We start from the raw sequence: 25366 nt of genomic DNA, 5'->3' as shown, positions 1-25366 counted from the left end.
GGGTGGAGAACCAGCTACCTGCGGCTGGTGAGCGCTCCGGGTGTTTCCCGGTTGATGCAAGGGATTCGACACCCTCGGGAGAAGGGTTTGGACGAGTTTGCTGACGTTATCGTTCTGTTACAAAGTCGGGGGACGAGGACGACTCAGCTCACCGAGCAGGTCGCGCCGGGACGCGGCACGGCCCCCGCACCCGGGGGACGCCCGCTCCCGGACGGCGGTGGAGCCGCCTGCGCGTAGCGTCCCCGGCATGAACGACCAGCACAGTGACACCAGCCCGACCGACGGCTCGACCGACGCTCCGGAGAGCGAGTTCCAGCGCACCGAGGACCTGCCCGACGGCTCGTCCACCGGCAACGCCACCGAGGACCCCCAGCAGGACAGCGACGTCGACTCGGGTGGCGAGCCCGCCTCTCCGGAGAACGACCAGCTCTGAGCTGTCGGCGGGCTCCGACGCTCGCCTGACAAGCTCGGGTCATGCACCACGACTCCCCCGTCGTCATCGCCGGCTGCGGTGACCTGGGCACCGAGGCCGCCCTGCGCTTCGCAGCGCTCGGCCACCCGGTGACCGGGTTCCGCCGCCGCGCCGAGCTCGTCCCGGAACCGATCACCGGCCGGAGCGTCGACCTGCGCCGCGAGGCACCGTCGATCGACCCCGACACCGGGGTCGTCGTCGTCGCCTTCGCAGCCGGGTCCCGTGACGTCGACGAGTACCGCGCGACCTACGTCGACGGGCTGCGGAACGTGCTGGACGGCATCGAGGCATCCGGCGCATCGCCCCGCATCGTCGTCGTGTCGTCCACGGCCGTCCACGACGTGGACGACGGCAGCGAGGTCACCGAGGACACCCCGACCAGCGCCGCGACCCCCACGGCCGGCGTCCTCATCGAGGCCGAGGCACTGCTGCGGGAGCGGGCACCCGAGGCCGTGCTCGTCCGGCTGTCCGGGATCTACGGGCCGGGGCGCGAGCGGCTGATCGACCAGGTCCGGTCCGGCCGGGCCAGGCTGTCGTCCGGTACCTCCCCGCACACGAACCGCATCCACCGGGACGACGCCGCCGCCGCGCTCGTCCACCTGGCGGGTGTGGACGACCCTGCGCACACCTACCTCGGGACCGACGACGAACCGGTCCGGCTCGACGACGTCCTGACGTTCCTGGCGGACGAACTCGGCGTCGAGCAGCCGCCGAGCGCGGAACCCGACGGCCGGCAGGCCGGCGGGGACAAGCGGCTCTCGAACGCCCTGCTCCGCTCGACCGGCTGGGAGCCGCGCTACCCGACGTTCCGCGAGGGGTACCGCGCCGTGCTGGCCGGCGAGGGCACCCGGCACCCGTAGACGCCGCACCGACGACGGACCGGAGGCTCGTGGCGGCTCCGCCACGTGCCTCCCGTCCGTCAGGTGGCCGCCTCAGCGACGCTCAGTGCTCGTCGTAGTGGTCCTCGTGACGGGCGTGCCGGTGGCCGTCGTGCACGAAGTCGACGTGGTCGCCGTGCTCGACGGTCTCGTGCTCGCCGCCGTCCTGCTCGTGGTCGTGGTCGGCGACGTCGTGCTCGGCGACGCGGTGCCCCTCGGCCTCGGCGGCGGGGGTGGTGTTCGGGTCCGACATGGTTCCTCCTTCGTGAGATCGGTTCTCACCTGGAGCCTACGTCGGCGACCCTCGTCCTGTCCGGCTCAGTGCCAGCGGTGGTCCTGGATCGTCATGCGCGGGCCGAACGCCGGCTTCCGGAAGCCCGAGCCCCCGATCAGTCGCACGACGCGCTCGCGGTGCCCGCGCCAGGGCTCGAGGAGCTCGAGCATCCCGTCGTCGTCGACGGGGCCGCCCGTCAGCGCCCACCCGACGAGGGCCGGCACGTGGTAGTCCCCGACGCTCGGCGAGTCCGGGTCGCCGTGCGCCCGCTGCGCCGTCTCGGCCGCGGTCCACTGCCCGATGCCCGGGATCGACTGCAGTCGCTGCGACACGACCGCGCCGCCCCGGCCGAGCGCAAGCGTCCGCTCGAGTGCCGGCGCGACCTTCACCGCCCGCATCACCGTCGCCGAGCGGCCGGGCTCGATGCCGGCCCGGTGCCACTCCCAGCTCGGGATCCGCGCCCACTGCTCGGGGGCCGGCGGGACGAACATCTCCACCGGCACCGGACCGGGCGCGGGTTCGCCGAAGCGCCGGAGCAGGTACCGCCAGGCGCGCCAGGCCTGCCGCGACGTCACCTTCTGCTCCATGATCGCGGGCACGAGCATCGCGACGACCGTGTTCGTCCGGAGCAGCCGTAACCCCGGCTGCCGGTCTCGGGCCTCGGCCAGGAAGGCGTGTGCGGTGACGTCGAGCTCGGACCAGTCGTCACCGCGCCCGAGCAGGTCGGGGGCGTGGGTCACCGCCCAGGCGGCGCCGGAGCCCCACGCGGAGACCGCGATCGCGTCGCTGCCCGCACGGCGCACGAGCACCGAGGCAGCCCCGGCCGGCGTCCGCAGCGCGAGCCACGTGTCGGACCCGACCACCTGGAAGGCGGGGTCGCCGGAGCCGCGCTGCAGGGGCCGGAGGGTCGCGCGGACGTCCACCGCGCCTCCAGGCCGGTACACGGTGTCCACCCGCCCGGCCGCAGCCGACCCGCCGGACGCACCAGCGGCACCGGAGGCACCCGGGGCGACGACAGCTGGGAGGGACACACGGGGATGGTAATGCCACACCACCGTCAGACATGATGGGGAGGTCCCCGCAACCCGACGACGTTGGAGTCTCCGTGCGCATCGGCATCCTCACCTCCGGAGGCGACTGCCCCGGCCTCAACGCGGTCATCCGCGGCATCGTGCTCAAGGGCATCGCGATCTACGGCCACGACTTCGTCGGGTTCCGTGACGGCTGGCGCGGCGTCGTCGACGGGGACATCGTGCCCCTCGGACGCAAGGACATCCAGGGCATCGCCAAGCAGGGCGGCACGATCCTCGGCACGAGCCGGACGAACCCCTTCGAGGGCCCGAACGGCGGCGTCGAGAACATCACGAAGACCCTCGAGCGGCACGGCATCGACGCCATCGTCGCGATCGGCGGCGAGGGCACGCTGGCCGCCGCGAAGCGCCTGACGGACGCCGGCCTGAAGATCGTCGGCGTCCCGAAGACGGTCGACAACGACCTCGGCGCCACCGACTACACGTTCGGCTTCGACACGGCCGTCGCCATCGCGACCGAGGCCATGGACCGCCTCCGCACCACGGGCGAGTCCCACTCGCGCTGCATGGTCGCCGAGGTCATGGGTCGCCACGTCGGCTGGATCGCGCTGCACTCCGGCATGGCCGCGGGCGCGCACGCGATCCTCATCCCGGAGCAGAAGACGAGCATGGAGCAGATCGCGGCGTGGGTGCAGGCCGCCTACGACCGCGGACGCGCACCGCTCGTCGTCGTGGCCGAGGGCTTCGTGCCCGACCACGAGGACACCGCGCACACCGAGCGGGGGCTCGACGCGTTCGGGCGACCGCGGCTCGGCGGGATCGGCGAGCGCCTCGCCCCGCTCATCGAGGAGATGACCGGCATCGAGACCCGCGCCACCACACTCGGGCACATCCAGCGCGGTGGCACCCCGACGGCGTACGACCGGGTGCTGTCGACGCGGCTCGGCCTCGCGGCGATCGACTCCGTCGTCGAGGAACGCTGGGGTCGGATGGTCGCGCTGCGCGGGACCGAGATCGAGCACGTGTCCTTCGCGGACGCGCTCGGCGAGCTCAAGACGGTGCCGCAGGCACGGTACGACGAGGCCGCCATCATGTTCGGCTGAGCGGCGCGGCGTCCGGCCGGGAGGCACGGGGTAGCGTCCGACGCATGACGCGCGCAGTCCTCGTCTCCCGTTCCGCCCCGCCCACGATCACGCAGATCGACGTGCCCGACCCGGACGAGGGCGAGGCCCTCGTCGACGTCACGTGCTCCAGCGTGAACTACAAGGACGGCCTCGCCCTGGCGGGCAACCCGGGCGTCGCCCGGATCGACCCCCTCGTCCCCGGCATCGACGTCGTCGGCACCGTCTCGGCGCTCGGTCCGGGCGTCCACGACGTCGCCATCGGTGACCGCGTGGTCTGCAACGGCGCCGGACTCGGCGAGACCCGGCACGGTGGCTGGGCCGAGCACGCGATCGTGCCGAGCGGGTCGCTCGTGGTGCTGCCCGGCGCCGTCGAGGACTCGTTCGCGGCCGCGATCGGCACCGCCGGCTTCACCGCGATGCTGTCCGTCCTGGCGCTCGAGCGCACGGTCGCCCCCGACGACGGTCCCGTGCTCGTGACCGGCGCGTCCGGCGGGGTCGGGACGGTCGCGATCGCCCTGCTGGCCGCCCGCGGGTACCGGGTGACGGCCTCCACCGGACGGACGTCGAACGCGGCGTCGCTCCGGACGCTCGGAGCGACCGAGGTCGTCGACCGAGCGACCCTCGCCGAGCTCGGCCGACCGATGCAGCGCGCGACCTGGGCGGGTGCGGTCGACAGCGTCGGGGGCGCAACCCTCGCGAACGTCCTCGCGTCGACGAAGTGGGGCGGCGCCGTGACCGCCTGCGGCCTCGCGCAGGACTCGGCGCTGCCGACGACCGTGATGCCGTTCATCCTGCGCGCGGTCTCGCTGCTCGGCATCAACTCCGTCGAGGCACCGCTGCCGCTGCGCCAGCAGGCGTGGGACCGGCTCGCGACCGACCTCGACCGCGCCCTGCTCGCCGACGTCACCCGCACGGTCGACCTCGAGCACGCCATCGCGATCGGCGCAGACGTCGTCGCCGGGAAGGTCCACGGACGGACGGTGGTCGACGTGCGGCGGTGAGGGTCGGGCAGCACATGCCGGGTGTTTTCCCAAACGCTTGCTAACTGACACGCTAGGTTTGGCACACGGAACACCCGAACCTGTGAGGAGCAGCCATGCCGGTACCCAAGTCGTCGGTCGAGTCGTCGCCGCGGAAGCTCCTGCGCGACGTCGTCCTCGAGAAGATGCTCGCGGCGATCCAGGACGGCACACTGCAGGCCGGCGAGCGCCTGAACGACGACGAGCTCGTCGCCTGGCTCGGGGTGAGTCGCACGCCGATCCGCGAAGCGATCGCGAAGCTCGTCGACTTCGGCCTGGTCGAGATGGAGGCGAACCGCTACACGCGCGTCGCCTCCCCGACCCGTGAGCAGTACGACGACGCGTTCCAGCTCCTGTTCGGCTTCGCCGAGCTCGCGGCGCGCTGGGCCGTGCCGAAGCTCGACGACGCCGCGGTCAAGCAGCTCGGCAAGCTCCTCGACCAGGCCCGGAAGCACGCCGACGCCGAGGACCGCGCGCTCAACGACGACATCGACGCGCTCATCGCCTTCCTCGTCGCCCACTCCGGCAACGAGCTGCTGGTGAAGACCTCCGAGGGCATCGTCAACCGCGCGAAGTTCGTGCGGATCGGGCAGCCGGAGTTCGTGTTCTGGGACGTCAAGCACGGGCTCGACTCCTTCCACGCCGCGGCGAAGGGTCGCGACGGCGAGGCCGCCGGGGCCGTCATCCGGTCGATGTCCCGCGCGATGGCGGAGCACCTGACGGAGATGCGCGCCGCGAACGCGAACGCCGACGCCGACGCCGACGCGACCGCTTGAGACGGGCGGTGCGGGCTACCCGACCGGGCAGACTGGCCGGGTGACCGACGTCCTGCTCAGAACTGCAGCCCTCCGTGTCACCCGCTCCGGGCGGGACCTGCTGCACGACGTGGCGCTGACCGTCCGCAGCCGTGAGCACTGGGCGCTGCTGGGTCCGAACGGCGCGGGCAAGTCGACCCTGCTCGCGGTCCTCGGTGCGAACGGGCACCCGACCGCGGGCACCGTCGAACTGCTCGGGCGTCGGCTCGGCCGCGTCGACGTGCGGGAGCTCCGCGAGCACATCGGGCACGTCGACCCGCGGCACCGCATGCTGTCGCCGCTGACGGTCACCGAGACCGTCCTGACCGGGCTGACCGGCACGACGGACCTCATGATGCGGTGGGAGCCGACGCCGGACCAGCTCGAGACCGCCCGACGGCACGTCGCGGACGTCGGCCTCGCGGCACGGGCCGACGCCCGGTGGCCGGTGCTGTCGCAGGGCGAACGCGGTCGGACCCTCATCGCCCGGGCGTTGATGAGCGAACCGCGCCTGCTGCTGCTCGACGAGCCGGCCACCGGACTCGACGTCGCCGCGCGCGAGCACCTGCTCGAGACGATCGACGCCCTGCGCCAGCGCCAGCCGGACCTCGGCAGCGTGATGGTGACCCACCACCTCGAGGACCTGCCCGCGTCGACCTCGCACGCGATGCTGCTGCGCGACGGCGCCGTGGTGGCCCAGGGCCCGGCCGACGAGGTCGTCACGTCCGAGGCGGTGTCGCACGCCTTCGCCTTCCCGCTGGCCATCGAGCGGACCGCTGGCCGCTGGCACGCGCGCCGCGCGGAGTAGCCGCACCGCGCCTCCCGTCCGGAACCACCTCTGGTCGGGGAACCGTGCGCCGCGTCGTCCGGACGGCGGGGTGCGCAACCGTCCGTCCGGACGGTGTGACATGTGGTGTTCCAGCGCTTCACTGTTCATGTCGACGGAGAGACCGCCGACACGACCGAACGGAGCACATCGTGAACACCATCAAGAAGACCATCCTCGCCACGTCGGCCGGGCTCGCCCTCGTGGGTGGGGTCGTCCTCGCGCCGCTCACGGCGCACGGCGAACCGGACCGGTCGGGAACCGGTCGACCGACCACCTCGCAGCAGCAGACCGGCAACCAGGGGCAGGACCGGAAGGACCCTCGGACGACGGACACGAAGGGGTCCGGCGGGAAGTCGGGGTCGACCGGGTCCGACGCGCGGGGGTCGGGCGGGAACGACGGGTCGACCACGCCCGCGGACCAGGAGAAGCAGCTGCAGTCCGAGCAGCAGCGCCAGCAGCAGCCGGCGGGTGACCGCTTCACCTGCACGAAGGGCACGAAGCCGACACCGGTGTACGGCAAGGACGGACACATCACGCCGGAGAGCGCTCGGCAGCTCCTCGCGGCCGGGTGCAGCGCGAACGACGGATCGGAGCTGGAGGAGGCGGCGAATCCTGACCGTCACTCGGGGAAGAGCACCCCCGGATCTGGCAGCTCCAAGCCGAAGGCCCCGGTCGGGAAGCAGGGCGTCACCCAGCCCCCGACCAAGCTCCCGCGCGTCGCGGGGTGATCCGGCTCGGGGCCGCGGCGCCACGTCGCCGCGGCCCCGCCGTCCCCCCACCGCTGATCCCCGGACCGTCGAAAGGACCGATCCATGACCCTCGACCGCCGTGCGGCGCTCCGTTGCCTCGGACTCACGGTGGGTGCTGCCCTCGTGGCAGGTGCGTCGGCGTGCAGCACCACCTCCACGGACCCGCGTCCGTCACACCCGACGTCACCCGCGCAGGGCCAGTCCCCGCCGAGCCCCACACCGAGCCCTTCCCCGGAGGCGAGCACCGCACCGGCCGGTCCGCCCACCGAGGACCTGCCGGTCGCCGTGCACGACGCCGTCATCGGCGCACTCCTGCCCGGGCCCGACGCTGTGGCGTCACACGCCGGCCTCCTCGAACACGACCTGGTGCTGTACGCGGCCCGCGACGGAGAACCGGTCGCCGTGCTCCCCGGGCGCAACTTCCTGCGGGGACCGACCGTCGTCGCCGCGGTGACCACGACCGGCGACTGGACGCTCGTCCTGACGCCCGCCCGGCAGACGCTGCCCTCGGCAGCGGGTGCGTCGGGGGCACCCGCACAGACGGCGGCGTGGGCGCGGACCGACGAGCTGCCCACGATGCAGCCAGCCACCGCCTCGGTCACGGTCCGTGTGGCGGAGCAGTCGATGACGATCACGACAGCGCAGGGATCGCACCGGCACGAGGTCGGAGTCGGACAGGACTCCACCCCGACGCCGACAGGTGTGAGCGGCTACCTCCAGGCCCGCTACGTGGACCCCGCGCAGGCGCTGGCGCCCGGGGCGATCCAGCTCACCTCGCTGCACGCGACCGCAGCCGACGAGCCGTACACCGGCACCGACGGCGGGCTCATCGCGATCCACGCCAACCCGGACCCACGCGGCCGCGTGTCGCACGGGTGCATCCGCGTCCGACCGGGTGCCATCGCGCAGCTCGACGCACTGCCGCTGGGGACGCCGATCGTCGTCCTGCCCTGACGATCAGTCCCGGACCACCCCGCAGCGGAACGCCTCGATGACGATGTGCACGCGGTCACGGACCCCGAGCTTCCGCAGGATGCTCGCGACGTGGCTCTTCACGGTCGCCTCGGAGATGAAGAGGGACCGGGCCACCTCGGCGTTCGACGACCCGTCCGCCAGGGCCCGGACGACGTCGAGCTCCCGAGCGCTGAGGGCGCCGAAGGGCGAGGCCTGAGCCTGCTGCGAGCGGGCCGTGAGCAACGCCGGCTTCACCGTCTCGACCAGGCGTCGGCACGCTCGAGGCGCCACGATCGCATCACCCGCGGCCACCGTCCGGACCGCAGTGCAGAGCTCCGCGGCGGAACTCTCCTTGAGCAGGTAGCCGCTCGCGCCGGCGGCGAGGGCGCCGAACACGTGCTCGTCGAGGTCGAACTGCGTGAGCACGAGGACCTTGACGGCCGGGAAGCGCTCCGTGATCCGCCTGGTGGTCTCGATGCCGTCGATCCCCGGCATCCGGACGTCCATCACGACGACGTCCGGTCGGAGGACACCGACCCGTTCCAGGGCCTGGAGACCGTCCTGCGCCTCCCCCACGACGACGAGGTCGTCCGCCGTCCCGATCACCATCGCGGTCCCGGTGCGGAGCAGGTGCTGGTCGTCGACGACGAGGACGCGGATCACCGTGCCACCACCGTCGAACGACGCTGGGCGGTCGCGAGGCCGCCGGGCGGAGGGACGACCGCCTCCACGCACCAGGTGCCGTCCTCATGCCCGGGCCCGACTCGGAGGCTCCCCCCGAGCGTCGCCACGCGCTCGGCCATACCGCGCGTCCCACGGCCGGACCCGCGCGTGGTGGCGACCACACCGTCGTTCAGGACCCGCAGGGAGACCCCGCCCTCCTGGTCGTGGCGGACCTCGAGTTCGACCCGATCGGGACCTGCATGGCGCAGCACGTTCGTCAGGGCCTCCTGCACCACCCGGTACACCGTCGCCGCGACCCGCTGGTCCCGCGGCTCCCCCGAGATCGTCGCCGTCAACGGGACGCCGACCGCCCGGACGCGCGCGATCATGGCGTGGACATCGCCGTCGACCGGGTCGCTCTCGGCGAGTCGCACGAACCGTCGGACCTCGGCCATGCCGTCCCGCGCAACGCGCGCGACGTCGTCCAGGAGACGCATCGCCGTGTCCGGTTCGGCCGCGACACGGCTGCGCGCGACCTCGCTGAGTCGACTGACGACGGCGAGGGAGTTGGAGCAGACGTCGTGGACCTCGAGGGCCAGCGCCGCTCGCTCCTCGGCGCGCTGGGTCGTCCTGCGCTCGATGCGCGACTGTGCGAGGAGCCGGAGCACTCGCCAGCGGTACGCCTGCACGCGCCGCACCGCCAGCCCCGCGACGATGCCGAACGTGTAGACGATCAGGCACGTCCAGAACCCTCGTGTCGTCCGGCCGATGAGCTGTGTCGAAGCCACGAGCACGGAGAGCGCCACACCGCCCGCGACGAGGGTCTGGCGCCACGGACGCTCGCTGGCGATGGTGAAGAGTCCCATCGCGACACCGAAGGGTTCACTGCCGATGGACCGCCAGCGGTCGTACCAGTCCACGGCGAGCAGGGCTGCGAGCACCGGCCACGGCACGAGCCGCCGGACGCCGACCAGCGCCACGGTGACGGCGGGGATGAAGAGGTGCCAGCCGGTCCATGCCCGGACGGCCCGGTCCCCGTTGTCGACAGACCCGTCGTACGAGAGCGAGTACGTCCAGATGACGCACGCGAAGGCCACGCCGACGGTCAGGTCGACGAGCAGGCGGCAGCCGCGCGCGGAGCGGAAGTACGAAGACAGCGTCGTGTTCTGCACACTGAAACACTACATGTCACTCGGTTTCCACACCAGCGTGCGGCTCGAGCGCACCCCTACCGCGAAACGCAACGTCGGCGACTCCGCGCAGCGAGATGTCGCTGCGCGGAGTCGCCGACGTGGCGTCTTGCGAGGGGACTTCTACGCGGTCGCGGCAGCGGCCGCGCGAGCGGCCGCGGGGAGCGCGTCGAGCACGCGACCGACGGCCTCGTCGTCGTGGGCCGCCGTGACGAACCACGCCTCGAACACGCTCGGCGGCAGGGTCACGCCCTGGTCGAGCATGCTGTGGAAGAACGGTGCGTACCGGAACGCGTCCTGCGCCCGGACGTCGTCGTAGTTCCGCGGCGCCGTCTCGGTGAAGGCGAACGAGAACAGGTTGCCGGCGTGCTGCACGGTGTGCGCCACGCCCTCGGCCGACAGCGCGGCACTCGTGGCGTCGGCGATCGTCGCCGCCGTCCGGTCCAGGTGCGCGTACACCTCGGGCGTCGCGGCACGGAGCGTGGCGGTACCGGCGGCGACGGCGAGCGGGTTCCCGGACAGGGTGCCCGCCTGGTAGACGGGGCCGAGCGGCGCGAGGAAGTCCATGACCTCGCGGCGGCCACCGAGTGCGGCGAGGGGCATGCCGCCACCGATCACCTTGCCGAACGTGACGATGTCGGGCTTCCACCCGGTGCCCTCGGGCACGGCACCGGACGCCTCGAGGCCCCACCAGCCGGCGGCGCCCACGCGGAAGCCGGTCAGGACCTCGTCGACGATGAGCAGCGCGCCCTGTGCGTGCGTGATCTCCGCGAGCGCCCGGTTGAAGCCGGGCTCCGGCGCGAGCACGCCCATGTTGGCGGCGGCGGACTCGACGATCACCGCCGCGATGCGCTCGGAGTGCTCGTCGAACGCGGCCCGGACGGCGTCGAGGTCGTTGTACGGCAGCACCAGGGTCTGCGCGGCGGTCTCCGCGGTGATGCCCGCGCTGCCGGGGAGCGCGAGCGTGGCGACGCCCGAACCGGCCTCGGCCAGCAGCGAGTCGGAGTGGCCGTGGTAGTGCCCGGCGAACTTCACGAGCAGGTCACGGCCGGTGTAGCCACGGGCGAGGCGGATCGCGGTCATCGTCGCCTCGGTGCCGGTGGACACCATACGGAGCTTCTCGATCGGCCCGTCACCGTCGACCTGCACGCGCTGCTTCACGAGCTCGGCGAGCTCGGTCTCCCCCGGGGTCGACGCCCCGAACGACAGACCCCGTGCGGCCGCCTGCTGCACGGCCTCGACGGTGCCCGGGTGCGCGTGCCCGAGGATCGCGGGACCCCAGGACGCGACGAGGTCGACGTACTCGCGCCCCTCAGCGTCCGTGACGTACGCGCCGTTCGCCGACGTCAGGAAGCGCGGGGTGCCGCCGACGGACCCGTAGGCCCGGACGGGCGAGTTCACGCCGCCGGGGATGCTGTCCTTCGCGCGGCCGAACAGCGCGTCGTTCGTCGTCGGACCGGTCATCGGAGCAGAGGTGGTCATTCGGGGGCCTTCCCGGTCGATGCGACGCCGGACACCGCCGCGGTGCTGCCGGACGTGCGCAGGCCGGCCTCCTGGTTGAGCTTCCGCGCGATGTCGACCGCGAAGTACGTCAGGATCGCGTCCGCACCGGCACGCTTGATGCCGACGAGGGCCTCCATCGCAGCGGCGTCCCGGTCGATCCACCCGTTCTGCGCCGCTGCCGTGATCATCGCGTACTCGCCGGAGATCTGGTACGCCCAGACCGGCACCTCAGACACGTCCGCGGTACGGGCGAGCACGTCGAGGTAGCTCATCGCGGGCTTCACCATCACGATGTCGGCGCCCTCCTCGATGTCGAGCAGGACCTCACGCAGCCCCTGCCGACCGTCGGCGGCGTCGATCTGGTACGTGCGGCGGTCCCCGACGAGGGTCGACGCGACGGCCTCGCGGAACGGGCCGTAGAAGGCCGACGCGTACTTCGCGGAGTAGGCGAGCAGTGCGGTACCCGAGTGCCCGGCGCCGTCGAGGGCGTCGCGGGCGGCCGCGATCTGGCCGTCCATCATGCCGCTCATGCAGACGAGCTCCGCGCCGGCCTCGGCCTGGGCCACCGCCATGTCGCGGTAGCGCAGGAGCGTGGCGTCGTTGTCGACGGAGCCGTCGGCCGTGAGCACGCCGCAGTGGCCGTGGTCGGTGAACTCGTCGAGGCACAGGTCGGACTGCACGACGAGCGCGTCACCGACCTCTTCCCTCGCGATGCGGATCGCGACGTTCAGGATGCCGTCCGGGTCGGTCGCACCGGAGCCCTCGGGGTCCTTCGACGTCGGCACGCCGAACAGGTTCACGCCGCCGACGCCCTGCTCCGCGGCCTCGTTCAGCGCGCGGCGGAACGAGTCGAGCGAGTGCTGCTGCACGCCCGGCATGCTCGAGATGTCGACGGCGTCGGTGGCGCCCTCGCGGATGAACATCGGCAGCACGAGCTCGGCTGGGTGCAGCCGCGTCTCCGCGACCAGCCGCCGCATGGCGGGGGTGGCGCGCAGCCGACGGGGGCGGACCTGGGGGAAGCGTCCGGTCACGATGACCTTCCTGTTCTGGGGTTCGGGTGGAGGGTCTCGACGACGGCGTCGAGGAGGGCTTCTGCGGACCGGCTCCGGGCGACGACGTGCACGGGGAGGCCTGCTGCACGGGCCGCGTCGGCGGTGGACGGTCCGATGCACGCGACGTGCGTGCGGGGATCGAGGGGGGTCATCCGACGGACGACCTGCTGGGCGACGCTCCCGCTCGTCACGAGCACGGCGTCCGGTGGTGGGGCGAGGACGACCGGCTCGTCGCCCGTCCCCACGGTACGGTACGCCACCACCTCCGACACGGCGATGCCGCGGGCACGCAGCCCGTCGACGAGTGTGGTCGCGGCGATCTCGGAGCGTGGGAAGAGGACGGGTCCAGCGTCCGACGGGAGGGCGGCGGCGACTCCGGCGGCGGACTCGTCATCGGGCACGAGGTCGACGGGCCAGCCCGCCTGGCGGGCGGCACGCGCGGTCGCCGCGCCGACGCACGCCACGCGCACACCGGCCGGGAGGCGCGGCACGCGTCCGGCGACCACCCGCACGGCCGTCGCACTGGTCACCACGAGCCAGGGGGCTCCGGGGCCGGCCGCGTCGGGTCGGGTGCGTCCCGTGGGTGGTGCGCCGTGCCTCCCGTCCGGAACTCCGTCCTCGTCCGCGTCCTCGGCGCTGTCCTCGTGTCCGGCGGCGAGCCGCGCCAGCGCGGCGTCGAGCGCCGCCGGGTCCTCGGGCGGCGCGTCCGCGATGAGCGGCACGACGACGGGGTCGAGCCCGCGCTGCCGTGCCGCGGCGGCGACGGCCTCGCCCCACGCACCGCCCCGCGGGACGAGGACGACCGGGGGCCGTTCCTCGTCCACGACGGGGGTGGTGTCGTCCGTGGTGACCGCCTACTGCGCGGTCGGCGTGGACGCGGTGTTCGTCGAGGCGTCGTCCGCGGGCTGCTCGGCTGCGGGGGTCGCCAGACCGGGGCCGGCGGAGTGGTCGCCCTCGGCAGGGGTGGCGGAGACCGAGGACGCCAGGTCGGCGAGCTCCGCGGCACCGTTCTCGAGCAGCTCGGCGGCCACGCGCCCGGCGACCTCGAGTGCCTCGTCGAGACGCTCCTGTGCGGAACCGTCGAGGTGCGCCGCGTGGGAGGCGGTCCGGTACTCCGAACCGTCGGGGCGGTAGACCGTCGCGGAGACGAGCAGCAGCTCCGCGTCGACCACGGCCGTGGCACCGATCGGTGCGGAGCAGCCGGCCTCGAGCTTTGCGAGGACCTCGCGCTCGGCCGTCACGGTGAGCCGCGTCGGTGCGTGGTCGAGCTTCCGGAGCGCCGCGAGCAGGCTCTTGTCCGTCTCGTCCGCACGGATCTCGACCGCGAGCGCTCCCTGGCCGGGGGCGCTCGGCCAGAAGCCGAGGTCGAGGAGCTCCGTCGCGGCGTCCAGGCGGTCGATCCGCCCGAGCCCGGCGGCGGCGAGCACCACCGCGTCGAGGTCGTCGTCGACGCGGCCGAGTCGCGTGTCGATGTTGCCACGGATGTCCACGACGTCGAGGTCGGGACGCTTCGCCTTGAGCTGCGCGACGCGGCGGGGCGACCCGGTGCCGACCTTCGCGCCCTCGGGCAGGGTGTCGACCGTCGCGCCGTTCCGGGCGACCAGGACGTCACGGGCGTCGGCGCGCTTCGGCACCGACGCGATCGTGAGCCCGTCGTACGGCGCGGTGGGAAGGTCCTTGAGCGAGTGCACGAGCACGTCGACCTCGCCGGCGACCAGGGCCTCGCGCAGGGCACTGGCGAAGACACCGGTACCGCCGAGGCTCGCGAGCGAGGCACGGTTCGTGTCGCCCTCGCTCGTCACCGTGACGAGCTCGACCGGACGACCGGCAGCCTTCGCCAGGCGGTCGGCCACGTCCTGCGACTGCGCGACCGCGAGCCGGCTGGCACGCGTGCCGAGCCGGATCGGGGCGGGACCGTCGGTCGCGGCACCGTCGGTGCGCAGGCCCGCGGCGGGCGTCGGCGCGCTGTCGGCGTCGGTCACGGGGCGACGCCGGCAGCGGCGGGCTTGAACCCGGCGCGCACGTTCTCGCAGCAGCCCGGGCGGCACACGTCGTACCAGGGGCCGATGTCGGTCAGGTGCGGACGCTCGGCCTTCGGCGTGCCGTTGACGCGCTCGAGCACCAGGTCCACGAGGCCGGACACGTAGGCCGGGTCGACACCGGGGGTCTGCGTCCGGAGCGACCAGAAGCCGAGCTCACCGGCGGTCTCGGTGGCCTCTTCGTCGAGGTCCCACATGACCTCCATGTGGTCGCTCACGAAGCCGAGCGGGACGATGAGCACGGCGCGCGTGGGGCCGCCCTTGAGCTCCTCGTTCATGTAGTCGTTGATGTCGGGCTCGAGCCAGGGCTGCGTCGGGGGGCCCGACCGCGACTGGTAGACGAGCTTCCACGCCGGCTTCGACGTCCCCTGCAGGTGCGCGAACTCCGGCTGCTCGAGCAGCTCGTTCCAGGCCTGCTCGAGGACGACCTCGCCGACGGCGAGGTGCTGGGCCTCGTACGCACCGTGCTCGTCGAAGCCCCGGTAGTCCGGGCCCGACTTCGCCGCGTCGGTCGACGGGATCGAGTGCGTCGAGAAGAGGATGCGCAGCTCGGTCGCCACGTCGAGGCCCTCGTTCTCGCGGATCGCACGGGCCATGCCGTCGCGCACGCCGTCGACGAACGGGCGCACGAAGCCCGGGTGGTCGAAGAACTGCCGGACCTTGTCGACCTGGATCGTGTCGATCAGGCCGGTCTCGGTGAGCACGCGGGCGTAGTCCTCGCGGTACTGGCGGCAGCTCGAGAACGACGAGTAGGCGCTCGTGGCGATCGCGATGAGCTTCGTGTAGCCCTTGTCGGCGGCCTCGGTGAAGGCCTCCTCGAGGTAGGGCTCCCAGTTGCGGTTCCCCCAGAGCACGGGCATGTCGATGCCGCGCTTCGCGAGCTCGCCCTCGAGCGCCGCCTTGAGCGCGCGGTTCTGCGCGTTGATCGGGCTCACGCCGCCGAAGTGGCGGTAGTGGTGCGCGACCTCCTCGAGGCGCTCGTCCGGGATCCCGCGGCCGCGGGTGACGTTGCGGAGGAAGGGGATGACGTCGTCCTGGCCCTCGGGGCCGCCGAAGCCGGCGAGCAGGATCGCGTCGTACGCGGTCGGGACCTCGACGTGCTCGGGTCCGTCGGCCGCGGCGGGTGTCGCGGCGAGGACCTTCCCGTTCGTGATCTGGCTGGTGTCGGTCACGACAGCACCTCCGGCAGTTCGGCGGTCGTCACCCGACGACCGGTGAAGAAGGGGACCTCCTCGCGCACGTGCAGGCGCGCCTCGGTGTAGCGCAGGTCGCGCATGAGGTCGACGAGGTCGACGAGCTCGGGGCTCTCGAGCGGCAGGATCCACTCGTAGTCACTGAGGGCGAAGGTCGCGATCGTGTTCGTCAGCACGCGGCGGTACTTCGCGCCGGCGATGCCGTGGTCACGGAGCATCTTCGAGCGCTCCTCTTCCGGCAGGAGGTACCACTCGAAGGACCGGACGAACGGGTACACCGTGATCCAGGCCTCGGGGTCCTTGCCGCGCAGGAACGCCGGCGTGTGCCGCTTGTTGAACTCGGCCTCGCGGTGCATCGCCATCGCGTGCCACACCGGCTCGGCGTCCTGGAAGAGCGCCGTGCGGCGGAGGTCGCGGAGTGCGGCCTGGATCGCCTGCGCGTCGTCGCCGTGCAGCCAGATCATGACGTCGGCGTCGGCGCGGAAGCCGGAGACGTCGTAGAAGCCGCGGATCGTGACGCCGGCGTCGGCCGCGCGGGCGACGGCACCGTCGAGCTCGGCGACGGCGTCGTCGCCGACGCGGTGGATCGGTCCGAGCGGCCGACGGAACACGGCCCAGAGCGCGTACGCGGTGAGGAGGTTCGGGTCGATCCCGCTCGACGGGTCGGTCTCGTGTGCCGGACTGCCGTGGTCTGCGGGGGTGCGGTCGGACACGTTCTCGTGCGTGGCTGCATGCACGTCGGAGCTCATGGTTCCTCGTCTTGTCGGTTGCCTGGGTCGTGGCTGCGCGCCGCGTCCGGAGGACCACCGAGCAGGCGGTCTACCGCCGTCGGAGCACCACCACGACGATACTCCCGACCACCGCCACACCGGCTGCGAGCCCGGCCAGGTACGGCACCGGCTTCTCGTCGATCCCCTGCTTGACCTTCGACGCCGCGATGCCGAGCTGCTTCGGCAGGTTGAGCTTGTCCTCGATGGCGTCGAGGGTCTCGAACAGCTGCGTGCGGGTCGCCGCGACGCGCTTCGCCAGGTCGTCGTGCTGGTCGGTCACAGGGGTCCTCCGGTGGGGGTGTCGGTCGCCCCGCTCAGGAGCGGGGGATCCGGTCGTGCTGGCCGGGCTTGTTGCCCAGGCCCTTCACGGCGTTGATGTCGTCCTTGACGCTGTCGATCGTGCGCTTCGGCGTGAGGGGCAGGCCCTTCTTGAAGCGCTTCCAGCCGACGAACCCGAGGATGCCGGCCACGATGAGCATGACGACGGCGAGCAGGAGCGCGGCGAGCCACGCCGGCATCACCGTCGCCAGGCCCATGACGGCCGCGGTCAGCAGCACGCCGATCGCGTAGAGCACGATCACGAGCGCGCCGACGAGGAGCCCGGCGGCGAGTCCGAAGACCTTCGCCTTGGCGATCATCTCGGCCTTCAGCAGGTCGATCTCGCCCTTGACGAGGCTCTTGACCAGCTTCGGGATGTCCCCGACCAGACCGAACAGCGATCGCGACTTGCGGTCGCGGGTGTCGGTCATGAGGTGGTCGAGTCCTTCTTCTGGCTGACCTTGCGGACGACCTTCTTGGTCTGCTCACCGACGAACTCGGCCACGTCCGGGCCCTTGTCCTGGATGAACTCCTCGGCCTGGTGCACGCCCTTCTGGACGTTGCCGTTGTTCCAGATCTTGCCGCTGACGGTCTTGATCTGCTCGTACCGCGCCCGTCCGGCTCGCGATCCCAGGACGTACCCGAGTGCGGCGCCGGCGACGAACAGGAGCTTGCCTCGCATGTGCGATCCTCCGTTGTTGAGGGTGTGCGGTGGTCATGCGCCGAACGGAATACGTCCGGCGTTCGTCCACAGTAGCCCTCGGGCCCTCTCCGGTCCGCTCAGGATCCCAGGATGCGTCCGGCGGACGCCCGCGCCGCCGCCACGATGCCCGCCAGCCCGCGGCCGGACGCGGTCTCGCCGATGCCGACGACACCCTCCGCCAGCCCCGCCGCGGTCAGGTCCGGCCCGTACCAGCGGACGCGGGCGGCACCCACGACACGGTCCGCCGTAACGGACACGCCGAGCAGGGCGCTGGCATCGCGGGTGGCACGGGTGCCGATCGCGTCGTCGGGTTCGACCGGGAGGCTCGTGGCGACCCCGGCAGGGTCGGTCGCCTCGTCGTGGGGCCGGGTCGCGTAGCTGAGCCGGAGGACGTGCCGGCCGCCGGCGGCCTCCGCGAGCCAGGGCCACTTCGCCGTGGCGTGGGTGAGCGCCTTCGCAGCGACGCCGTCGGCGTCCGGGTGCACGAGCATGCCGGTGCCGCGTGGCGCGTCGTCGAGGGCGGGCTGGTCGACGACGAGCGTGACGAGTTCGATCCCGGTGCGGTCCGGGAGTGTGGTCCGTGCGGGGTCGGCGGTCGACGCGAGCACGTGCTGTGCTGGTAGCCGCTCCCGGGTGCCGTCGGCCGCCAGGGTGTCGACGGCGAACCGCTCGACCGCCGTGGCGCGGGTGCCGAGCCGCACGTCCACGCCGTACGTCGTCATGTCGGCCACGAGTTCGTCGACCAGGCGGACGATGCCGCCGCGGAGGCCCTGCACCGCTGAGCCCGCTGCCGAACGGGAGCGCAGCGCGAGCACGGCCCGGGCGAGGGAGCCCTCGCGCTGCAGTGCCGCGCGGAGGCCGGGAGCCACCCGGTCGGGGTCGAGCTGGTCGGGGTGCGTCGAGTACACGCCGCCCGCGACCGGCACGACCAGGTCGTCGAGCACGCGCTCCCCCATCCGCTTCCGGACGAGCGCGCCGAGCGACTCCGCGCGGGCACCGACGGGCGAGGGCAGCAGCGAGTCCATCTGGGCGCGGAAGGCGGCGCCCTGTCCGATCACCGCGAGGACGTCCGCGGCCATCGGGCTGCCGGGGATGCCGAGGAACCCGGTCTGCGGGATCGGGGCGGTCCGTCCGTCGCGGGTCATCAACCACGCGCCCCGAGGGTCCGGCGACACGATGTCGTTCCCGAGTCCGAGCTCGGTCGCGAGCCGCTCGACGGCGTCGGTGCGGGTCGCGAACGACTCCGCGCCCATGTCGAGGTCGAGCCCGGCGACGGTGTGCCGGCGGAGCATCCCGCCGAGTCGGTCGCCCGCCTCGACGAGCACGACGTGCGCGCCCCCCTTCGCCAGGTCGCGCGCCGCGACCAGACCGGCGACCCCGCCACCGACGACGACGACGTCGGTCACGCGACGGACTCCTCGCCCACGCCCGTCCCGTCGCCGAGCGAGTGGATCAGCTCGACGACGCGGGTGAGCACGGTCGGGTCGGTCTCCGGCGGGACGCCGTGGCCGAGGTTGACGACGTGTGCCCGGGCCGCGCCGCCACGACGGACGACGTCGCGCACGTGGGCCTCGAGCACCGGCCAGGGCGCTGCGAGCATCGCGGGGTCGATGTTCCCCTGCACGGTGACCCCCGACCCGACACGGCGGACGGCCTCGTCGAGCGGGAGCCGCCAGTCGACGCCGACCGCGTCCACGGCGACGGCGTCGGCCGGGTCGCCCGGTGTCGTCGAGCCCAGCGTGGTCATCTCGCGCAGGACCTCGCCGCTGCCGACGCCGAAGTGGATGCGGGGCACGCCGAGCTCGGCGACGTGCCCGAGGGCCGTCGCCGAGTGCGGCGCGACCGATGCGACGTAGTCCGCGCGGGAGAGCGAGCCGACCCACGAGTCGAAGAGCTGGGCGGCCGAGGCGCCGGCGAGCACCTGGGCCCGCAGGAACGCCCCCGAGACGCCGGCGGCCCAGTCGAGCAGCCGCGACCAGGTCTCGGGATCACTGTGCATCAGCGTGCGGGCGCGGATGTGGTCCTTCGAGGGACCGCCCTCGACCAGGTAGGCGGCGAGGGTGAAGGGTGCGCCGGCGAACCCGATGAGCGGGGTGTCGCCGAGCTCGGCCACGGTGCGCTGCACGGCCTCGGTGATCGGGGCGAGCGCGGCCGGGTCGAGCGGTGCGAGGGCGTCGACGTCGGCGGCCGTGCGGATCGGGGAACCGAGCACCGGACCGCGTCCGGGCACGATCTCGACGTCGACGCCCGCGAGCTTGATCGGCACGACGATGTCGCTGAAGAAGATGCCCGCGTCGACCCCGTGCCGACGGACCGGCTGCAGGGTGATCTCGGACGCCATCGCCGGGTCGAGGCACGCGTCGAGCATCGCGGTGCCGACCCGCAGCTCGCGGTACTCCGGCAGCGACCGCCCGGCCTGCCGCATGAACCACACCGGCAGGGTCTCCGGCCGGTCCCCGCGGAGCGCCCGGACGAGCGGCGAGCCCGAGGTCCTGCCGGTCACGAGCGGGTGGCTGTCGGGCAGGGCGGCGGGTGCGGCGGTGGTCACCCCCCGATTGTCCCATCCACGACCTCGACCGCCGCCCTGCGCGGTGGACAGCCCCCAGTCTGCTGTGCACGCGGAGGGCGAACAGTCGGTGAACCGATGGCGAGTTACCATGGAACACGTGCTCATCTGTCTCACGGCGTCGCACCGCAACGCCAGCTTCGACCTCCTGGAGCGACTGAGCATCGGCGCACCGACCGCCGCGAGCCGTCTGGTGACGGACTCCGACGTGCTCGACGGAGCCGTCGTCCTCGCCACCTGCAACCGCTTCGAGGCCTACCTCGACATCGCGGGCGACGACCGCGACTCCGCCGTGTCGGCCACCGTCGACGCCGTCGCCACCGCCAGTGACCTGGTCCCCGCCGAGGTCCTCGACTCCGTCAGCGTGCTCGGCGGCGGGGACGTCGTGCAGCACCTGTTCGCCGTGTCGAGCGGGCTCGAGTCCGTCGTCGTCGGCGAGACCGAGATCTCCGGCCAGGTCCGTCGCGCGCTCGAGGACGCCCGCGCGAACGGCACCACCACCTCCGACCTCGAGCGCCTGTTCCAGGAAGCGGCGCACACCTCCCGCGGTGTCAAGACCCGCACGCGCATCGGCGCCGCCGGTCGGTCCCTCGTCCGCCTCGGCCTCGAACTCGCGTCCTCCCGCATCACCGACTGGGCCCGGACCCGCGTGCTGCTCGTCGGCACCGGCAGCTACGCCGCCACGACCATCGCCGCCCTGCGCGACCGCGGTGCCGCGAACATCCAGGTCTTCTCGCCCTCCGGCCGCGCGCCCTGGTTCGCCGCGAAGCACGACCTCGTCGCCGCGAGCGACCTCCGCACGGCGATCGGATCGAGCGACGTCGTCATCACGTGCACGTCGAGCGAGGTCCCGGTCGTCGAACCCGCCGACCTCGACGACGGCCGTCGCCGCATCGTCATCGACCTCGGCCTGCCCCGCAACGTCGACCCGGACGCTGCCGACGTCGACGGCGTCGAGCTGCTCGACCTCGAGACGATCAGCATCCACGCCCCGATCGCCGAGCTGAACGCCGAGTCCGAGGCGCGCCAGATGGTCGACGACGCCGTGTCCCGCTTCCGCGCGCAGGCGCTCGAGCAGTCCACGACCCCGGCGCTCGTGGCGTTCCGCAAGCACGTCTTCGACATCCTCGACGACGAGATCGACCGCGCGAAGCGACGCGACACCGACCCGGAGTCCGTCGAGCAGACCGAGCGGGCGCTCCGCCACCTGGTCGGGGTCCTGCTGCACCGTCCGTCGGTGCGCGCCCGCGAGCTCGGTCGCGCCGGTCGCGGCGAGGAGTTCGTCGGGGCGCTCGACGCCCTGTTCGGGGTGCGTCCGGAGCCCGAGGCGGAGCTGCCCTCGCCCGTCGTGCCGCTCGCGGAGCGCACCGCGCCCGAGTGCCCCGTGTCGACGGACCGCACCGGCGAGGCGGACGCGAGCTGAGCCTCCCGGCCGCCCCTCGCACCCTGCGCGTCAGTGCGCTCCTGCTGGTGCGTGACCGCAGCGTCCTGATGGTGCGCGCCCGTGGACGCGACGTGCTCTACCTGCCCGGCGGCAAGGCCGAGCCGCACGAGACCGACGTGCAGGCGGCCCTGCGCGAGGCGCGCGAGGAGACCGGGCTGCGCCTCACCGAGGCGGACGTCGAGCCCTTCGGCACCGTGCTCGAGGCGGCGCACGGCCAGGGCGAGGGCACCATGGTCGCGATGGCGCTCTTCGTCGTGCGGCCGGGAGGCACCGCCGACTCCGCCACGCCCGTCGCCTCGGCAGAGGTCGACGAGGTCGAGTGGGTCACCTCCGCGGACGCCGACCGGTGTCCGCCGGCGGGCGTCGAGACGCTCCGCCGGCTGGTCGACGCCGGCCTCGTCGACTGAGGATCCGGTCAGCCCCTGAGGGGCTCACCCGGCCCCGCTCACTCGTCCTTGTCGACGTAGTGGCCGGTCTCGCCGTCCTGGGCGGGCTCGGCCTCGCCGGGGATGTCCGACTCGACGTACTCGCCCGTGTCGGCTGCCGGAGCGTCGTCCGGTCGCGTCTCGCCGGGGATGTCGCTGGAGACGAACTCCCCCGCGGGCTCGTGGGACCCGACGTGCCGGTCGCCCGGGATCTCGCTGTCGGTGAAGGCCCCGGCCTCGGGCTCGACGCCGTCCGCCCGGCCCTCGTCGCCGCGTGCCTGCTCGTGCTTGCCTGCCATGTTCCGACCTCCGTCGCTCGTGTGCCTGGCTGTGCCGTGAGTGTGCCCGTGACGGCTGGACGCCGGCCGAGACACGCCGTGGGGCGTCGGTCGGACCGTGGGTCCGGTCAGCGGTGCGCGGGGGCGTGCACGGCCTCGAGCACCTCGGTGCCCATCGTCCGCATCGCCTCGACCACCGCGAGCCGACGCTGCAGGGTGGCGTCGTCGAAGGTCACCGTCACCGCGTAGCTCACCGACGAGCCCGGCCCGCGGAGGATCCCCGCCTCGGCCCGGACGCCCGTCGACGACCCGGTCACCACGACCGCCTGCAGCCCGTGGTCGAGAGCCCGGTGGGCCAACGGGTCGAGGCCGAAGGACCCCGCCACGAGGGTCGTGTCGCTCGCGAGGGACAGCCACCCGAGCACCCGGTTCGACACGGCCTCGTCCACGACCTCGCCGAGCGCCAGGCCGCGCAGCAGCCACGCGAGCTCGCCCGCCGGTGCGACCGACGCATCCGGGGCGTCGTCGGGTCCACGGCGGTCTCGGACCCGGTCGATGAGCGCCGTCCGGTCGATGCCGAGCGCCTCTGCCCGTTGCCGGACCGCGTCGATGCCGACCGTCGAGAGCAGGGCGTTCGTCGCCCAGGCGTCCGCCGTCGCCCCGACGAGGGTGGCGAGGTCCGGCACCTGCATCGTCGGCTCCTGCAGGAACTGCCAGAGCCCGGCGCCCGTCGCGGTGTCCCGTGCCATGCGCTGGAGTCGGTCCCCGTGCAGGCGACCGTCCTCGAGCCGCGCCGCGACCTCGATGAGCAGCAGGATCCGCCCGAGGCTCGCGACGGGCTGCACGAGGGTGTCGTCGACCGCGAGCAGGGCCTTGCCGGTCGACGTGTCGATCACCGACGCGCTGACCCCCGCGCCCTCGCGGGCGAGCGATCCGAGGGCGTCGACGGTCGCGGTGAACCGGTCGTCAGCGCCGCCGCGGTGCCGTCCGCGCACGCGGACGCCGTCCGCGCCGCCGACGTGCTGTCGACGGCGGGGACGGCGAGCGGCACCGTCGGCACTCGACTGCGCGCCCGGTCCGGAGGCACCCGGCTCGGACGACGGAGCCGCGTCCGGCTCGGTCATCACCAGATCGCGACGCGCTCGGCCGGGTCGAGGTACATCGCGTCCGACTCGGTGACGCCGAAGGTGTCGTAGTAGACGTCGATGTTGCGCACGATCTGGTTGCAGCGGAACTCGTTCGGCGAGTGCGGGTCGATGCTCAGCAGGCGCGCCGCCTCCTCCGGCCGGATCGCCATCCGCCAGGCCTGCGCCCAGCTGAGGAAGAACCGCTCGGCGCCCGTCATGCCGTCGATCACGGGCGGCTCCTGGCCGTCGAGGGACAGCAGGTAGGCCTTCCACGCGATCGACAGGCCGCCGAGGTCGCCGATGTTCTCGCCGATCGTCAGGGCGCCGTTGACGTGCCCGTCCGGCACCTCGGTCGGCACGAGGGCGTCGTACTGCGCGATGAGGGCCTTCGTCCGCTCCTCGAACGCCGTGCGGTCGGCCTCGGTCCACCAGTTGTCGAGGCGGCCGTCACCGTCGTACTGCGAACCCTGGTCGTCGAAGCCGTGGCCGATCTCGTGCCCGATGACGGCACCGATCGCGCCGTAGTTCGCGGCAGCGTCGCGCTGCGCGTCGAAGAACGGGAACTGCAGGATGGCCGCGGGGAACACGATCTCGTTGAAGCCCGGGTTGTAGTACGCGTTGATCGTCTGCGGCGTCATGAACCACTCGTCGCGGTCGATCGGCTTCCCGATCTTGCCGAGCTCACGGTCGACCTGGAAGCTCGCGACGGCGCGGACGTTGCCCACCAGGTCGTCCGGGGTGATCGGCAGCGCGGAGTAGTCACGCCACTTCACCGGGTAGCCGATCTTCGGCGTGAACTTGTCGAGCTTGTCGAGGGCACGGGCGCGGGTCTCGTCGGTCATCCAGTCGAGCGCGGTGATGCTCTGCCGGTAGGCCTCGACCAGGTTGGCGACCAGGTCGTCCATCTCGGCCTTGGACGTCTCGTCGAAGTGCTCCTGGACGTAGATGCGGCCGACGGCCTCGCCCATCGCGCCCTCGACCAGCGAGACACCGCGCTTCCAGCGCTCGCGCTGCTTCGGTGCGCCGGTCAGCGCGGTGCCGTAGAACGAGAAGTTCGTCGCCGACATGGCGCTCGTCAGGTACGCCGCCGATCCGCGGATGACCTGCCAGCGCAGCCAGTCCTTCCACGCGTCGAGCGGCTGCGAGCGGAGCAGGTCCGCCAGGCCGGTGACGAACGACGGTTCGCGGACCACCACGGTGTCGAAGGCGCCGGCTGGAGCACCGATCACCTGCCACCACAGGTGCAGGTCCGCGCCGTTCGCCAGGGCCGCGACCTCGTCCCACGACATCTTGTTGTAGGTCTTCTGGCTGTCACGGGTCGTGACGTTGTCCCAGTGCACGGCGGCGAGCGCCGTCTCCAGCGCGATGACGGCCTCGGTGCTCTGCCCGGCGTCGGCGAAGCCCGCGAGCGGGAACATCGACGCGACGAACTCGCGGTACTTCGCGCGGATGTCGGCGAAGCGCTCCTCGCGGTAGTACGACTCGTCGGGCAGCCCGAGGCCGGACTGCTCGAGGAACACGACGTACGACTCCGGGTCGCCCGGGTCGTTGTCGACGAAGAGCTGGATGAAGCCGGGCAGGCCCAGGCGCTCGAAGCGTCCGACCATCGCGATGACGTCGTCGACGGTCTCGACCGCGTCGACCTCGCCGAGCAGCGGGTCGATCGGCCCGGTGCCGAGCTCCTCGAGGTGGCGCTCGTCGGTGAAGGACGTGTAGAGGTCGCCGACCTTCCGCTCCTCGGTGCCCGGCGCGGCCTGCTGCGAGCGCTCGACGATCGCGCGGACGGCGACCTCGGCGTCCTCGGCGAGCACCGTGAACGACCCGTAGCGGGCCTTGTCGTCGGGGATCGGCGTCTGCGCGATCCACGTCCCGTTCACGTGCCGGTAGAGGTCGTCCTGCGGGCGGACGTCCGGGTCGAGCTCGTCGGTGTGGATCCCTGAGGTGCGTGCGACGTCGGTCATGCGCTCCACG

At 72.9% G+C, this 25366-nt stretch carries 28 protein-coding genes; 10 read left to right on the top strand and 18 right to left on the bottom strand.

The features are described from left to right. Positions 1-247: 247 nt before the first annotated feature. Both QUG93_RS11805 and QUG93_RS11800 read left to right on the top strand, forming a co-directional pair. Positions 248-433 carry a hypothetical protein gene (locus QUG93_RS11805; RefSeq protein WP_289474082.1) on the top strand — a complete coding sequence of 62 codons (186 nt, stop codon included), beginning with the start codon at positions 248-250 and terminating at the stop codon, positions 431-433. A 41-nt stretch (positions 434-474) separates the two neighbouring features. After that, positions 475-1332 carry an NAD-dependent epimerase/dehydratase family protein gene (locus QUG93_RS11800; protein ID WP_289474080.1) on the top strand — a complete coding sequence of 286 codons (858 nt, stop codon included), beginning with the start codon at positions 475-477 and terminating at the stop codon, positions 1330-1332. Between the two features lie 82 nt (positions 1333-1414). Here the strand turns inward: QUG93_RS11800 and QUG93_RS11795 are convergent, their stop codons facing one another. Then, positions 1415-1603, bottom strand: coding sequence for a hypothetical protein (locus QUG93_RS11795; protein WP_058729355.1), 189 nt, complete (start codon positions 1601-1603; stop codon positions 1415-1417). A gap of 65 nt (positions 1604-1668) precedes the next feature. Then, the gene (locus QUG93_RS11790) at positions 1669-2655 is read right to left on the bottom strand and encodes a DNA-3-methyladenine glycosylase family protein (RefSeq protein ID WP_434533108.1); all 987 of its coding nucleotides are present in this window, start codon (positions 2653-2655) and stop codon (positions 1669-1671) included. Positions 2656-2729: 74 nt separating this feature from the next. On the opposite strand from QUG93_RS11790, the gene QUG93_RS11785 reads away from it, so the two are divergent. The 6 genes from QUG93_RS11785 (at position 2730) to QUG93_RS11760 (ending at position 8124) form a co-directional block, all read left to right on the top strand. Then, positions 2730-3758, top strand: a complete 1029-nt coding sequence (locus QUG93_RS11785; RefSeq protein ID WP_289474077.1) for a 6-phosphofructokinase — start codon at positions 2730-2732, stop codon at positions 3756-3758. A 44-nt stretch (positions 3759-3802) separates the two neighbouring features. Then, positions 3803-4780 carry an MDR family oxidoreductase gene (locus QUG93_RS11780; RefSeq protein WP_289474075.1) on the top strand — a complete coding sequence of 326 codons (978 nt, stop codon included), beginning with the start codon at positions 3803-3805 and terminating at the stop codon, positions 4778-4780. Positions 4781-4875: 95 nt separating this feature from the next. Further along, positions 4876-5574 (top strand): GntR family transcriptional regulator, encoded by a 699-nt coding sequence (locus QUG93_RS11775; RefSeq protein ID WP_289474074.1) that lies wholly within the window; start codon positions 4876-4878, stop codon positions 5572-5574. A 40-nt stretch (positions 5575-5614) separates the two neighbouring features. Continuing rightward, positions 5615-6400 carry an ABC transporter ATP-binding protein gene (locus QUG93_RS11770; RefSeq protein WP_289474072.1) on the top strand — a complete coding sequence of 262 codons (786 nt, stop codon included), beginning with the start codon at positions 5615-5617 and terminating at the stop codon, positions 6398-6400. 170 nt (positions 6401-6570) lie between these two features. Beyond that, complete coding sequence (locus QUG93_RS11765; protein ID WP_289474070.1) at positions 6571-7149, top strand: hypothetical protein; 579 nt, start codon at positions 6571-6573, stop codon at positions 7147-7149. 84 nt (positions 7150-7233) lie between these two features. Next, a complete protein-coding gene (locus tag QUG93_RS11760; protein WP_289474068.1) occupies positions 7234-8124 on the top strand; it encodes a L,D-transpeptidase in 891 nt (296 codons plus the stop codon). Positions 8125-8127: 3 nt separating this feature from the next. Here QUG93_RS11760 and QUG93_RS11755 read toward each other — a convergent pair whose 3' ends face one another. The 13 genes from QUG93_RS11755 to hemE all read right to left on the bottom strand — a co-directional run bounded on the left by QUG93_RS11755 (position 8128) and on the right by hemE (position 19989). Next, on the bottom strand, positions 8128-8787 hold the full coding sequence (locus tag QUG93_RS11755; protein WP_289474066.1) for a response regulator transcription factor: 660 nt from the start codon (positions 8785-8787) through the stop codon (positions 8128-8130). Then, complete coding sequence (locus tag QUG93_RS11750; protein ID WP_289474064.1) at positions 8784-9959, bottom strand: sensor histidine kinase; 1176 nt, start codon at positions 9957-9959, stop codon at positions 8784-8786. Before QUG93_RS11750 ends, QUG93_RS11755 begins: the two co-directional genes overlap by 4 nt. Positions 9960-10100: 141 nt before the next feature. After that, positions 10101-11459 carry a glutamate-1-semialdehyde 2,1-aminomutase gene (gene hemL, locus QUG93_RS11745; protein ID WP_289474062.1) on the bottom strand — a complete coding sequence of 453 codons (1359 nt, stop codon included), beginning with the start codon at positions 11457-11459 and terminating at the stop codon, positions 10101-10103. Then, positions 11456-12511, bottom strand: coding sequence for a porphobilinogen synthase (gene hemB, locus QUG93_RS11740; RefSeq protein WP_289474059.1), 1056 nt, complete (start codon positions 12509-12511; stop codon positions 11456-11458). The genes hemL and hemB overlap by 4 nt, the downstream gene beginning before the upstream one ends. Then, positions 12508-13356, bottom strand: coding sequence for a uroporphyrinogen-III synthase (locus QUG93_RS11735; RefSeq protein ID WP_289474057.1), 849 nt, complete (start codon positions 13354-13356; stop codon positions 12508-12510). Before QUG93_RS11735 ends, hemB begins: the two co-directional genes overlap by 4 nt. Positions 13357-13386: 30 nt before the next feature. Beyond that, on the bottom strand, positions 13387-14475 hold the full coding sequence (gene hemC, locus QUG93_RS11730) for a hydroxymethylbilane synthase (protein WP_289474096.1): 1089 nt from the start codon (positions 14473-14475) through the stop codon (positions 13387-13389). A 35-nt stretch (positions 14476-14510) separates the two neighbouring features. After that, complete coding sequence (locus QUG93_RS11725) at positions 14511-15743, bottom strand: ferrochelatase (RefSeq protein ID WP_289474055.1); 1233 nt, start codon at positions 15741-15743, stop codon at positions 14511-14513. Beyond that, positions 15740-16513: a hydrogen peroxide-dependent heme synthase gene (gene hemQ, locus QUG93_RS11720; RefSeq protein WP_289474053.1), complete on the bottom strand. Its 774-nt coding sequence runs from the start codon at positions 16511-16513 to the stop codon at positions 15740-15742. Before hemQ ends, QUG93_RS11725 begins: the two co-directional genes overlap by 4 nt. A gap of 70 nt (positions 16514-16583) precedes the next feature. Further along, the gene (locus QUG93_RS11715) at positions 16584-16814 is read right to left on the bottom strand and encodes a hypothetical protein (protein WP_289474051.1); all 231 of its coding nucleotides are present in this window, start codon (positions 16812-16814) and stop codon (positions 16584-16586) included. 34 nt (positions 16815-16848) lie between these two features. Then, on the bottom strand, positions 16849-17283 hold the full coding sequence (locus QUG93_RS11710) for a phage holin family protein (protein ID WP_289474049.1): 435 nt from the start codon (positions 17281-17283) through the stop codon (positions 16849-16851). Continuing rightward, positions 17280-17534: a hypothetical protein gene (locus tag QUG93_RS11705; RefSeq protein WP_066651317.1), complete on the bottom strand. Its 255-nt coding sequence runs from the start codon at positions 17532-17534 to the stop codon at positions 17280-17282. The genes QUG93_RS11710 and QUG93_RS11705 overlap by 4 nt, the downstream gene beginning before the upstream one ends. 98 nt (positions 17535-17632) lie before the next feature. After that, positions 17633-18961, bottom strand: coding sequence for a protoporphyrinogen/coproporphyrinogen oxidase (locus tag QUG93_RS11700; protein ID WP_289474046.1), 1329 nt, complete (start codon positions 18959-18961; stop codon positions 17633-17635). Then, on the bottom strand, positions 18958-19989 hold the full coding sequence (gene hemE, locus QUG93_RS11695) for a uroporphyrinogen decarboxylase (protein ID WP_434533109.1): 1032 nt from the start codon (positions 19987-19989) through the stop codon (positions 18958-18960). Before hemE ends, QUG93_RS11700 begins: the two co-directional genes overlap by 4 nt. 232 nt (positions 19990-20221) lie before the next feature. Here hemE and QUG93_RS11690 point away from each other — a divergent pair, with 232 nt between their 5' ends. Together QUG93_RS11690 and QUG93_RS11685 are read left to right on the top strand one after the other, a co-directional pair. After that, complete coding sequence (locus QUG93_RS11690) at positions 20222-21544, top strand: glutamyl-tRNA reductase (protein ID WP_289474042.1); 1323 nt, start codon at positions 20222-20224, stop codon at positions 21542-21544. Further along, positions 21499-21972 carry an NUDIX hydrolase gene (locus QUG93_RS11685; RefSeq protein ID WP_289474040.1) on the top strand — a complete coding sequence of 158 codons (474 nt, stop codon included), beginning with the start codon at positions 21499-21501 and terminating at the stop codon, positions 21970-21972. Before QUG93_RS11690 ends, QUG93_RS11685 begins: the two co-directional genes overlap by 46 nt. 38 nt (positions 21973-22010) lie before the next feature. On the opposite strand, the gene QUG93_RS11680 is transcribed toward QUG93_RS11685, so the two are convergent. The 3 genes from QUG93_RS11680 to QUG93_RS11670 form a co-directional block, all read right to left on the bottom strand. Further along, positions 22011-22289: a hypothetical protein gene (locus QUG93_RS11680; protein WP_289474038.1), complete on the bottom strand. Its 279-nt coding sequence runs from the start codon at positions 22287-22289 to the stop codon at positions 22011-22013. 107 nt (positions 22290-22396) lie between these two features. Further along, entirely contained in the window at positions 22397-23392 is a 996-nt protein-coding gene (locus tag QUG93_RS11675) for a serine hydrolase (RefSeq protein WP_289474036.1), read from the bottom strand. Then, positions 23392-25356: a M13 family metallopeptidase gene (locus QUG93_RS11670; RefSeq protein WP_289474034.1), complete on the bottom strand. Its 1965-nt coding sequence runs from the start codon at positions 25354-25356 to the stop codon at positions 23392-23394. The genes QUG93_RS11675 and QUG93_RS11670 overlap by 1 nt, the downstream gene beginning before the upstream one ends. Positions 25357-25366 lie beyond the last annotated feature (10 nt).

The organism is Curtobacterium caseinilyticum, assembly GCF_030363035.1.
In the GTDB taxonomy this organism is placed as follows: Bacteria; Actinomycetota; Actinomycetes; order Actinomycetales; family Microbacteriaceae; genus Curtobacterium; species Curtobacterium caseinilyticum.
The sequence above is the reverse complement of the archived record's forward strand: the minus strand, read 5'-3'. Positions and strand labels throughout refer to the sequence as shown.

Bases quoted from the DNA above. Each gene is read 5' to 3' on its own strand.
- QUG93_RS11805 (WP_289474082.1), top strand. From the start codon at position 248: ATGAACGACCAGCACAGTGACACCAGCCCGACCGACGGCTCGACCGAC.
- QUG93_RS11800 (WP_289474080.1), top strand. From the start codon at position 475: ATGCACCACGACTCCCCCGTCGTCATCGCCGGCTGCGGTGACCTGGGC.
- QUG93_RS11795 (WP_058729355.1), bottom strand. From the start codon at position 1,603: ATGTCGGACCCGAACACCACCCCCGCCGCCGAGGCCGAGGGGCACCGC.
- QUG93_RS11780 (WP_289474075.1), top strand. From the start codon at position 3,803: ATGACGCGCGCAGTCCTCGTCTCCCGTTCCGCCCCGCCCACGATCACG.
- QUG93_RS11775 (WP_289474074.1), top strand. From the start codon at position 4,876: ATGCCGGTACCCAAGTCGTCGGTCGAGTCGTCGCCGCGGAAGCTCCTG.
- QUG93_RS11760 (WP_289474068.1), top strand. From the start codon at position 7,234: ATGACCCTCGACCGCCGTGCGGCGCTCCGTTGCCTCGGACTCACGGTG.
- hemL (WP_289474062.1), bottom strand. From the start codon at position 11,459: ATGACCACCTCTGCTCCGATGACCGGTCCGACGACGAACGACGCGCTG.
- hemQ (WP_289474053.1), bottom strand. From the start codon at position 16,513: ATGAGCTCCGACGTGCATGCAGCCACGCACGAGAACGTGTCCGACCGC.
- QUG93_RS11710 (WP_289474049.1), bottom strand. From the start codon at position 17,283: ATGACCGACACCCGCGACCGCAAGTCGCGATCGCTGTTCGGTCTGGTC.
- QUG93_RS11705 (WP_066651317.1), bottom strand. From the start codon at position 17,534: ATGCGAGGCAAGCTCCTGTTCGTCGCCGGCGCCGCACTCGGGTACGTC.
- QUG93_RS11680 (WP_289474038.1), bottom strand. From the start codon at position 22,289: ATGGCAGGCAAGCACGAGCAGGCACGCGGCGACGAGGGCCGGGCGGAC.
- QUG93_RS11675 (WP_289474036.1), bottom strand. From the start codon at position 23,392: ATGACCGAGCCGGACGCGGCTCCGTCGTCCGAGCCGGGTGCCTCCGGA.
- QUG93_RS11670 (WP_289474034.1), bottom strand. From the start codon at position 25,356: ATGACCGACGTCGCACGCACCTCAGGGATCCACACCGACGAGCTCGAC.